2 protein-coding genes are annotated in these 2,412 nt (G+C 41.2%); one reads left to right on the top strand and one right to left on the bottom strand.

Annotated elements, in window-relative coordinates; translation table 11 throughout:
* Window positions 1–942: 942 nt before the first annotated feature.
* Window positions 943–1,350 carry a helix-turn-helix transcriptional regulator gene (locus tag R7Q48_RS23850; RefSeq protein ID WP_223829082.1) on the bottom strand — a complete coding sequence of 136 codons (408 nt, stop codon included), beginning with the start codon at window positions 1,348–1,350 and terminating at the stop codon, window positions 943–945.
* A 95-nt stretch (window positions 1,351–1,445) separates the two neighbouring features.
* Here R7Q48_RS23850 and R7Q48_RS23845 point away from each other — a divergent pair.
* A partial coding sequence (locus tag R7Q48_RS23845) for a phage/plasmid replication protein (protein ID WP_258664094.1) occupies window positions 1,446–2,412 on the top strand: 967 nt, incomplete at its 3' end.

The raw sequence follows: 2,412 nt of genomic DNA, 5'->3' as shown, positions 1-2,412 counted from the left end.
AGCCAAATACGGTGTAACTAAACTGACTTCACCAATGCTAATCTTCTAACCCTTAAGTTCGTATTATGGTTATGAATTATGTTGAGGGTTTGCTGAAAGCCTAGAGTGAGCAAAGGGTGGGCGAGAGACTTGCTCATTGTCGCAGCTCCGCTGCGTACATGCTAGGAAAGAGAATCGCTTTGAAGAGATAGCCCGTAATATAATTCGCATAATACGAGCAATTCTCTACAAAGTTGACGAACGGGCAAAATTGATTTAAAGTTGCCCTAACAGTTAAATAATACGTCAATATATTACGTGTTAGAGCGAATCTAAATGGTCTCTTATAGCATCCCACAATGCTCTTCCAATTAGATTTGCCAAGACTCTTTTAAAGAGTTCCTTAATCTTTTTATGCATGGTTGCCTCCTATGCATCATTAGGTTAATAAAATAGATACGAAACTCGGCCCCCACAAGCCGAGTTTTTTGCGTATCTATAATAATCTCACAATATCGATTATTTTGCAAACGCCCACAATTTTCTCCATCTATATCAACAAGTTAGTCATTTAACTTGTTGGCGTAATTATTATCTAAGCTCGATTTTCACTGCTATAAGCTTGCTTGTAGAGGGAAAATGAGTAGCCAAGCGCCCACCTGTTTATTGATGTTCTTTGGGTTGACCGCGCGGCAGTTCCACCTATCTATAGGGTATGTTTATTAGCTTCTTGCATTTACTATCTATAGGGCAACTTAATCAGAAGTCTCACAGTGTGAGACATTTATGTCGATGGCCAAGGTACATTATCTTTAATAGTGTACTCTTGTCTAAATATTAGAATTTTGGCAGGCGCAGCTGTGGGGTGAGACATGCGAAGCCTGAGCAGGCGCACCACAGAGTGCGCCGTTGAAAGGTTCGGGTTCTGTTACACCCGAACTAAGTCCGGAATACCGGAATCCTCTATAAGATATTGAGTACTTCAGTATCTTTACCTTCAAGATCTTCTGCTTCAATCAAACTCTTAAGAAAATGATGGTGATCAGGCACTTGTTCCCAAACCCGCAGAGCTGTAAGTCCAGAGTCAGCACCAATCTTAGACATGTTTATTATAAACGAGTTTAGGCTCATCTTTTTATCTAGCTTCCCTGCGCAAATCTCATTCGCAGAAATACCAAGCACTTCAGCCAGCTTATTTACTTGTGTGGCTTTAGGCTCGGTTACATCGTTTTCCCATTTTAGATAGGTCTGCTTGGTAACTCCGACCAACTTGGCAATATCTGGTTGGGATAAGTTCTTTAATGTTCTAGCTTCCTTTAGTACAGAACCAATCATTAATAATCTCCAAATGGTACATATATCTTTAATCATACACCCACTTTTATATACCAAATCGTTGAGGTAATGGAAAATTACCTGTATGGTATATAAATATGTACCACGCAGACTATTGACAGGGTTTTAGCTTGTTCTTCATCGACCGCTTATTCATACAACAAGACTACCACGAGGGAGGTTTACCTCTCGTGGGGCGTCATGTCATTGAGCGAGTAGATTTAGAAACAGGAGAGTCATTACCACCATCGGTGAATCAAAAAATCTTAGAGGGATCACATAGTACTAAGTTGACTATCCGCTGCGATGGCTACCGAGTCAGAGTTGAAGGAAACCCGTCTCGCTGGCAAAGACAAGATAACCTCTTTGGACTAGAAACGATCGATGAATGTGTAGAGATATACAACCATGTTCTAGCCAAATATGACTTACCGCCATTCACTAAAAACACCCGTCTGAAACACCGTCAAACTCCTGATGGAAAAGGATCATCTCTCGTTGGTAATGGTGCTGAAATCACAAGCATCGACTGGACTCAAAATCTGGCAGTAGGCAAGGGTAGTGAACAGTCATTTATCAGAGGCATGTCTTCGATGAACCTTGGTCGAGCACTACAACCGAAACTTTATCCCGATGGTTACAGCTGCTACTGGGGAGAAGGTTCTGAATGGTTACTTATCAAACTCTATACAAAAGCTGTTGAGCTACAGCGCCATAGAAAGAAAGCTCACAACGTAGATGAAGACACGCAACGTTACATAGACAAACTAATCACTTATTGCGAGAACAATGGAGTTGTTCGCTTAGAGTACAGCTTAAGGCAGAAGTTATTGAAAAGACATAACTTACAGTTTTATGGGCTGACTGAGGAACAAGACTTCTTCACGCACATTAAGCACTTCGAGGAAGCTATGGATACGATCACAATCTCACATGATGAGCATCTAAGTGTTGCTCAACAGCTTCTCCAATCAGGAGCAGTCGATACAGTCAGAAAAGCTAATACTACAATGAATTACTTTACTCTCTGGCAAAACGGCGTCGACTTACGCAGTACTTTAAATCGTTCTCAGTTCTACGAACACAAGGCTCGCTTGA

It is taken from the genome of Vibrio sp. 378 (assembly GCF_033339435.1).
The sequence above is the reverse complement of the archived record's forward strand: the minus strand, read 5'-3'. Positions and strand labels throughout refer to the sequence as shown.

Bases quoted from the DNA above. Each gene is read 5' to 3' on its own strand.
- R7Q48_RS23850 (WP_223829082.1), bottom strand. From the start codon at position 1,350: ATGATTAAAGATATATGTACCATTTGGAGATTATTAATGATTGGTTCT.